Source organism: Streptomyces hilarionis (assembly GCF_024539675.1).
GTDB lineage: Bacteria > Actinomycetota > Actinomycetes > Streptomycetales > Streptomycetaceae > Streptomyces > Streptomyces hilarionis.
The window spans coordinates 1-7,334 of the sequence record NZ_JAHHIT010000257.1 but is presented as its reverse complement, the minus strand read 5'-3'; the positions used below and the strand labels follow the sequence as shown (position 1 = coordinate 7,334).

At 73.1% G+C, this 7,334-nt stretch carries 5 protein-coding genes; 2 read left to right on the top strand and 3 right to left on the bottom strand.

Annotation, left to right across the window (positions count from 1 at the left end):
* Nucleotides 1-9 precede the first annotated feature (9 nt).
* A complete protein-coding gene (locus KMS84_RS36895; protein ID WP_256920919.1) occupies nucleotides 10-2,418 on the bottom strand; it encodes an MMPL family transporter in 2,409 nt (802 codons plus the stop codon).
* A gap of 165 nt (nucleotides 2,419-2,583) precedes the next feature.
* On the opposite strand from KMS84_RS36895, the gene KMS84_RS36890 reads away from it, so the two are divergent.
* Nucleotides 2,584-3,273 (top strand): response regulator transcription factor, encoded by a 690-nt coding sequence (locus KMS84_RS36890; protein ID WP_256920918.1) that lies wholly within the window; start codon nucleotides 2,584-2,586, stop codon nucleotides 3,271-3,273.
* Complete coding sequence (locus KMS84_RS36885) at nucleotides 3,270-4,715, top strand: HAMP domain-containing sensor histidine kinase (protein WP_256920917.1); 1,446 nt, start codon at nucleotides 3,270-3,272, stop codon at nucleotides 4,713-4,715. Before KMS84_RS36890 ends, KMS84_RS36885 begins: the two co-directional genes overlap by 4 nt.
* A 27-nt stretch (nucleotides 4,716-4,742) precedes the next feature.
* Here the strand turns inward: KMS84_RS36885 and KMS84_RS36880 are convergent, their stop codons facing one another.
* Nucleotides 4,743-6,281 (bottom strand): ABC transporter substrate-binding protein, encoded by a 1,539-nt coding sequence (locus KMS84_RS36880; RefSeq protein WP_256920916.1) that lies wholly within the window; start codon nucleotides 6,279-6,281, stop codon nucleotides 4,743-4,745.
* A 200-nt stretch (nucleotides 6,282-6,481) separates the two neighbouring features.
* On the bottom strand, nucleotides 6,482-7,334 hold an 853-nt coding region (locus KMS84_RS36875), incomplete at its 5' end, for a metallophosphoesterase (RefSeq protein ID WP_256920915.1).

Sequence of the window (7,334 nt, the reverse complement as noted above, 5' to 3'; positions counted from 1 at the left end):
CCCGCCCCCTCAGTTGACGGCGTCCAGCTCGTCCGCGGTGAGTTCGACGTCGAAGACCAGCGGCTCCCCCGCGACCGTCACCGGGCGGGCGTGCGAGGCCGCCGAGGAGGCCGCCGTGGCCAGCAGGTACGTCCCCGGGCCGGGCACCGAGAGGATGTAGGAGCCGTCGGCGAGGGAGGTCACGCGGTCCAGCCGCCGGCCGCCCTTCGTCAGCAGCGTCATCGTCGCGCCCTCGACCGGGTCGCCGGCCGCGTCCCGGACGAAGCCGTGGACGGCGGAGGCGGGGCCGCCGCCGGCCTCGGCGCTCCCGTCGTGCGGCTCGTCCTCCTTGGGCTCCACCGCCAGGTGCGGCAGCCGCCGCTCCAGCCAGCGCGGCAGCCACCAGTTGGAGTCGCCGAGCAGGTGCATCGCGGCCGGGACGAGAGCCGTGCGCAGCACGAACGCGTCCAGGGCGACGGCCGCCGCGAGGCCGACGCCCGCCATCGCCGCGCCCGAGTCGCCGCTGAGCACGAAGGCGAGGAACACACAGACCATGATCAGGGCGGCCGAGTTGATGACGCGGCTGGTCTCCGCCAGGCCCACCCGGACCGCCCGCGCGTTGTCCCGGGTGTGCACCCACTCCTCGTGCATCCGGCTGACCAGGAAGACCTGGTAGTCCATCGACAGGCCGAAGAGCAGGGACAGCATGATGACCGGCAGGAAGGCGTTGATCGGGCCCTCCTTGCCGAGGCCGAGCAGCTCCAGGCCCCAGCCCCACTGGAAGATCGCGACGAGGACGCCGAAGGAGGCCGCGGCCGCGATCAGGTTCATCACCGCGGCCGTCAGTGGCACCACCAGGGAGCGGAAGGCGACCAGCAGCAGCAGGAAGCCCAGGCCGATGATGGTGGCGATGAACAGGGGCAGGCGGTCGCCGGTGACCGTCGCGAAGTCCTTGGAGACCGCCGTGACGCCGCCCACGTGCGCCGTCACCCCGGCTCGCGGGACGATGTCGTCGCGCAGCCGGTCGATCAGGGCGTCCGTCTCCTTCGACTGGGGCGAGGTGGTGGGGACGACCTGGACCACGGTGACGCCGTGCGCGGCCGGCAGCGCGGCCACCTGGGCGACGCCGGGGGCGCCCTTGACGCCCTTGACGAGCGCGGTGGCGTCGCCGCCGTCCACGACCACCTGGAGCGGGCCGTTGAAGCCCGGCCCGAAGCCCTCGGCGAGCAGGTCGTAGGCCTTGCGGGTGGTGGTGGCCCCGTCGTTGTTGCCCTGGTCGGTCGCGCCGAGACGCAGCGACAGCACGGGCAGTGCGAGGACGGCCATGACGACGACCGCGAGCGCGGCGATCGTCCGGGGCCGGCGCTGGACCCCCGCCGACCAGCGGACCGCGGGCGTGCCGGCCTTCTCCGGCTCCGGGCCCGACGCGGTCAGGCGCCTGCGCTGCTTGCGGCTGAGGACGCGCACGCCGAGGAAGCCGAGCAGCGCGGGCAGCAGCGTGGTGGCGGCGAGGACGCTCAGCACCACCGTCAGGGAGGTGCCGATGACGACGCCGTCCAGGAAGCGCAGGTTCGTCACCAGCATCCCGGCGAGCGCGATGCACACCGTGCCGCCCGCGAACAGCACCGCCCGGCCGGAGGTGTTGAGGGCGGTGACGGCCGACTCCTCGGGGTCGACGCCGCGCAGCACGCCCTTGCGGTGCCGGGTGACGATGAACAGGGCGTAGTCGATGCCGACGCCGAGGCCGATCAGGGAGGAGAGCAGCGGGGCGAGGTCGGGGATGTCGGTGACGTGGCTGAGCAGCTGGGTCGAGAACAGGCCCATGCCGACGCCGAAGATCGCGACGGCCAGCGGCAGCAGCATCGCGAAGAGGGAGCCGAAGGCGAGGAACAGCACGACGGCGGCCGCGGCGAGGCCGACCATCTCGGCGAGGCCGGTGGGCGGCTCCTGCACCCGCTGGATGGCCTGGCCGCCCAACTCGACCTCCAGTCCGTCGCGTTCGACGCCCTGCGCGGTGTCGACGACGTCCTGGACGAGCTCCTTGGGCACCGCGTTCGCCTGCTCGGTGAAGGTGATCTGGGCGTAGGCGATCCGCCCGTCCCGGGAGACCTGCGTCGCCGCCCCCGCGTAGGGGCTGGTGACGCCGCCGACGCCCGGCATCCTCGCGATGTCGTCGAGGGCGGGCTGGATCCGGGACCGTACGTCCCGGTCGCGCACCGAGCCCGCGTCGACCTTCCACACGACCGTGTCGGTGTCGCCCGCGCGCGCGGGGAACGCCTTCTCCATCAGGTCGTACGCCTTCTTGGAGTCCGTGTCGGGGAGGGAGAAGACGTTCGCGTAGTCCGTGCCCGCCGTCGAGGCCGAGAAGCCCAGGCCGAACAGCGCCCCCACCCACACCAACAGGACCACCAGCCGATGCCGGTAGCACCAGCGCGCCAATGCCGCCACGATCAAGACTCCTCACACAGTTCGACAGGTCCCCCGGGTCCTGTGCACCAGGATCGGCCGCGCCGGACGCGTCGGCACATGTGACGGCCATGACTCTCAAGGAACTCCAAAGCACGAACCGGCCCGCGGGTCGGCGCGGCCGCCGATACTGGGGGCATGACGAAGGCCGCGGGCACCGTGCTGGTCGTGGAGGACGAACCGAGCATCGCGGACGTCCTCGCCATCGCCCTGCGCTACCACCGCTTCGAGGTGATGACCGCGGGCGGCGTCCGCGAGGCGCTCGCGCTCGCCGGGCGCACCCGGCCCGACGTGGCGCTGCTCGACGTGATGCTGCCCGACGGGGACGGGCGGGCGCTGGGGCGTGAACTGCGCACGCGCAGGCCCGACCTGGCCCTGGTGTTCCTCACCGCGCGGGACGCGCCCGCCGAGATCGTCGGCGCCCTCGGCTTCGGCGACGACTACATCACCAAGCCGTTCGACATCGACGTGGTCGTCGCGAGGATCACCGCCGTGCTGCGCCGCACCCGCCCGGCCGACGTCCTTCCCCAGCGGCCACCGCTGCGCTACGGCGATCTGGAGCTGGACGAGACGACGTACAGCGTGCACCGCGCCGGCCGCTCGGTCGAGCTCACGCCCACCGAGTACGCGCTGCTGCGTTTCCTGGTCCGCAACGGCGGCCGGGTGGTGCCCAAGGAGCAACTGCTGCGCCATGTCTGGCAGTACGAGCACACTCCGCCGGAGTCGACGGTCGTCGAGACCTACATCAGCTATCTGCGGCGCAAGCTGGACGCCCTGGGGCCGCCGGTGATCACCACCCGGCGGGGCGTGGGATACGGGCTGGCATGAGGCGGCGGCACCGGCACGGCGTCCACTCGCTGCGGGCCAAGCTGACGCTGGCCAACGTGGGGCTGCTGGCGCTCGGCATCGTCGCCGCGACGGCCGTCAGCCTCATGGCGATGCGGCACTACCTGCTGGGCCAGATCGACTCCGAACTGACCAAGACGCGTACGTCGCTGGGGAGTTCGCAGCTCACCCTGCGCCAGATCGACTCGCTCAGCGTGCTGGGCTTCGTCCGCGACCGGCTGGTGCCCGAGGACTCCGCCGACCGGCCGGCGCCGGACTCGGTGTTCACGGCCGTGGACGGCCGGGGCGGGGCGGTGGCCCTCTTCGGCGTGAAGCCGACCGAGGCGCAGCTCGGGCTCGCCGAGGCCGTCACGGACCCCGGCGCCCTCACCCGTGACTCCGACCCGCACGACGTGACCGTGCACGGGGCGGCGTACCGGGTGACGGCGACGCGGCTGTCCGACGGCACGTACGTCCTGATGGCGACCTCGACGGACGCCCTCCACAAGGGCATCGCGAAGGCCCTGCGGCTCGATCTCGCGACGGGCACCCTGCTGCTGGCCCTGCTGGCCTGTCTGACGCTGTTCAGCGTGCGGCGGCGGATGCGGCCGCTGGAGGACATGGTGGAGACGTCCTCGGCGATCGCCGAGGGCGACCTCACCCGGCGCGTGCCCTCCAGCTGCCATCCCACCCAGGAGGTCGAGCAGCTGCGGCTGGCCCTGAACTCCATGCTCCACCAGGTGGAGACGGCGTACCGCACGCGCGAGCGCAGCGCGGCCCAGCTGCGCCGTTTCGTCGCCGACGCCTCGCACGAGCTGCGCACCCCGCTGTCGGCGATCCGGGGCTATCTCCAGCTGTACGACCAGGGCATGCTGCCCGAGCCGCAGGAGCGCAGGCGGGCCTGGGACCGGATGAACGGCGAGGTGGACCGGATGGGCCGGCTCGTCGACGAGCTGCTCACCCTGGCCCGGCTGGACCAGCGGCCCGAGCTGCGGCTGCGCAACGTCGACGTGTGCCGGCTCGCCCGGGACGCGGCGCAGGACCTGGGGGCGCAGCAGCCGGGTCGGCCCGTCACGGTGGAGGCGGACGGGGCGGTGCTGGTGCGGGCCGACGAGTCGGGGCTGCGGCAGGTGCTGGGCAACCTGGTGGCCAACGTCCGCACCCACACCGGGGCGGACGTGCCGGTGCGGCTCGGCGTGCGGCGCGCGGACGGGGTCGTGCGGGTCGTGGTCGAGGACAAGGGGCCGGGGCTGGGCCCGGAGGACGCGGCCCGGGTCTTCGACCGTTTCTTCCGGGCGGGCGGCGGCGCCGGCAGCGGGCTCGGGCTGGCCATCGTGCAGGGCGTGGTCGAGGCCCACGGCGGCGACGTGTCGGTGCGCACGGCGCCGGGCGAGGGCTTCGAGGTGACGGTGACCCTCCCGGCCCGGCCGCGGACCTGCGCCTGAGCGACGCGGGAGCGCGGGCCGGGCGGCTCAGATCCAGTCGAGCTTCCACAGCCGGAACACGCCGTTGCCGTCCGCGAGGTACTGGCCGCCGCCGACGTCGTCGGTGGTCACGACGTACTCCTTGCGCTGCCACAGCGGGACGACCGGCACGTCGTCGGCGACGGCCCGCTGGAGGGCGCGGAAGTCGTCGGCGGAGCGGCTGCGGTCGGCGAACTGCCGGCTGTCGGCGATGTAGCCGTCGACGGCCTTGTCGCTGTAGCCGGTGTTCATGGTGGAGCCGGTGCCGACGAGCGGGGCGGTGAAGGTGTCCGGGTCGGGGTAGTCGGGGACCCAGCCGACGGCGTACGCGTCGAGCTTCCCGGCGGCCCACCGCTTCTGGAAGCCGGTCCACTCGTAGCCCTTGACGTCCACCTTGAACAGGCCGCTCGCCTCCAGCTGCCGCTTGAGCTCCGCCGCCTCGGCCGCCGCCGCGCCGCTGCCCAGGCCGTAGCCGTACGTGAACGTCACCGGGATGCTCACGCCGGCCTTCTCCAGGAGCCTGCGCGCCTTGACGGGGCTGCGGTTCGGGTAGTCGTCGAAGAAGGAGGTGGTGTGACCGGTGATGCCGGCCGGGACGAGCGAGTACAGCGGCTCGACCGTCCCGTGGTACACGGTCGACGCGAGCTGCTCGCGGTCGATCAGCCAGGCCATCGCCCTGCGGACGTCCCTGTCGTGCAGCGGCGAGCCGGAACGGGTGTCGAAGTACAGGTTGCGGGTCTCGGAGCTGTCGGCCTCGGTCACCCGCTGACCGGGGTCGCTGGCGTTGAGGGCGGCGAGGGTCGCGGGCGGCAGCTGCCGGGTGGCGGCGTCGACCTCCTTGGCCCGCCACGCCTTCTCCAGGGCCTCGGGGTCGGCGTAGTAGCGCAGCCGCACGGGCGCGCCGGTGGCCACCGCGCCCCGGTAGCGCGCGTTGGGCGACAGTTCGGCCTTCTTGCCCTTGGCGTACCCGGTCAGCTCGTAGGGGCCGGTGCCGTCGACGCCGTCGCCCGTGCGCAGGGCGTCGGCCGGGTAGCGGGTGCGCTCGACGATCGAGCCGGCTCCGGTGGCCACCTTGAACGGGAAGGTGGCGTCGGGCGACCCGAGGTGGAAGGTGACGGTCAGGCCCTTGGCGGAGACCGACCTCAGGGTCGAGAACAGGGACGCCGGGCCGACGTCCGCGTGGATCCTCCTGACCCGGTCGAAGGAGAACTTCACGTCCGCGGCCGTCACCTGGGCGCCGTCGCCGAAGGTGAGGTCGTCGCGCAGCTCGCAGGTGTAGGTGGTCAGGCTGCCCTTGACGAAGGAACAGCTGCGGGCCGCGTCCGGCACGGGCGAGACGTCGCCCGGCTGGTACGTCAGCAGCGACTGGAAGACGTTGCTGAACAGGGCCCAGGAACCGGCGTCGTAGGCGCCGGCCGGGTCGAGTGAGGTGACGGTGTCCGTGGTGCCGACCGTGATGGTCGCTCCGCTGTTCCCCTTGGACGGCAGCAACTGCCAGCCGCCCGCTCCGATCACCGCGAGAACCAGCAGCGTCAGAAGAATCCGCATGCGAACAGATCGCATGGTGGTGTCCTGCCTCCCCAGGCCGCCGGACGGGCCCAGTCCACAAAAAGTGCCGCTCCCCTTGGCGGCGGGCTCACCTAACCACAGGAGTTTCGGACGGCGGAAGAGGATTCTGGCGAGATGGGAAAGAACTTACCGACGGGGTGTTTCCGCCGGGTTTCACAGGCTCTTCCCGGGCTCACGCGTCAGCGCGTGGAGGCCAGTTGGACGACGGTGATGTCGGAGGGCGCACCCACGCGCGTGGGCGGTCCCCAGGCGCCCGCGCCCCGGGACACGTACAGCTGGGTGTCGCCGTAGCGCTCCAGACCGGCGACGGTCGGGTTCGCGGCCGCCGCGACGAGGCTGCCGGGCCACAGCTGACCGCCGTGGGTGTGCCCGGAGAGCTGGAGGTCGACCCCGTGGCGCACGGCGTCGTGGATCTGGACGGGCTGGTGGGCGAGGAGCACGCACGCGCGGGCCGTGTCCCGGTCGCCGAGGGCCCGGGCGAAGTCGGGGCCCTGGCCCTCGCTCTCGCCGGCGATGTCGTTCACGCCCGCCAGGTCGAACCAGGGCAGTTCGGTGCGGGCGTTCTCCAGCGGGTCCAGGCCGAGCCGGCGCACCTCCTCGACCCACTGCCCGGCGCCGGAGAAGTACTCGTGGTTGCCGGTCACGAAGTAGCTGCCGTGCCGGGCCCTCAGCCGGGCCAGCGGTGCGGCGGCCGGGCCCAGGTCCTTGACGCTGCCGTCGACGAGGTCGCCGACGACGGCGATCAGGTCGGGCTGGGTCCCGTTGATCGTGTCGACGACCTTCTGCGCGAAGTCCCGGCCGAGGACGGGGCTCAGGTGGATGTCGCTGACGACGGCGATGCGGTAGCCGTGGGCGGCGCGCGGCAGCTTGGCCAGGGGCACGGTCACCCGCTTGACGCGGGGGCCGCGCAGCACGCCGTAGGTGCCGTAGCCGACCGTGCCCACGGCGGCCGCGGCCGCCGCGCCGGCCACCACGCGCGAGACGAACAGCCGCCGGGAGGGGTCCGGGGCGGCTGCGGGCAGGGTCGTCGGG

Bases quoted from the DNA above. Each gene is read 5' to 3' on its own strand.
- KMS84_RS36890 (WP_256920918.1), top strand. From the start codon at position 2,584: ATGACGAAGGCCGCGGGCACCGTGCTGGTCGTGGAGGACGAACCGAGC.
- KMS84_RS36885 (WP_256920917.1), top strand. From the start codon at position 3,270: ATGAGGCGGCGGCACCGGCACGGCGTCCACTCGCTGCGGGCCAAGCTG.
- KMS84_RS36880 (WP_256920916.1), bottom strand. From the start codon at position 6,281: ATGCGGATTCTTCTGACGCTGCTGGTTCTCGCGGTGATCGGAGCGGGC.